The sequence below is a fragment of the Pseudomonas sp. HMSC063H08 genome (genome assembly GCF_001813645.1).
Lineage (GTDB): Bacteria > Pseudomonadota > Gammaproteobacteria > Pseudomonadales > Pseudomonadaceae > Pseudomonas > Pseudomonas aeruginosa.
This window is the reverse complement of sequence record NZ_KV813596.1, coordinates 1-361: the sequence shown is the minus strand read 5'-3', so window position 1 is coordinate 361 and position 361 is coordinate 1. Positions and strand designations below refer to the sequence as shown.

At 60.7% G+C, this 361-nt stretch carries 1 protein-coding gene; it reads left to right on the top strand.

What is annotated here, in order from left to right; translation table 11 throughout:
- Window positions 1–361 (top strand): zonular occludens toxin domain-containing protein (locus HMPREF2924_RS28140; protein ID WP_305887156.1); only part of this gene is annotated, 361 nt, incomplete at both ends.

Sequence of the window (361 nt, the reverse complement as noted above, 5' to 3'; positions counted from 1 at the left end):
GCTGGCTCGACGCCTGGACCCGGCACCGGCATTTCAACTGGGACATTGTCCTCACTACGCCGAACATCTCCTACATCCGCGACGATATCCGCATGACCTGCGAGATGGCCTACAAGCATTCCAACCTCGCGGTGATCGGCATCCCTGGCCGCTACAAGGAGGCCCAGCATGACGCCCAACTCAACCGTCCGCCCGCCGATGGCACCATCATCGAGTACAAGCGGATCCGAAAGCAGACCTTCGCCCTCTACCAGTCCACGGCCACCGGCAAGACCCAAGACACCAAGGCGGGCAAGAGCCTCTTCCGGTCGCCTAAGCTGGTTCTTCTACTGGCATTGCTGGCCGGCACTATTGGCTTTGT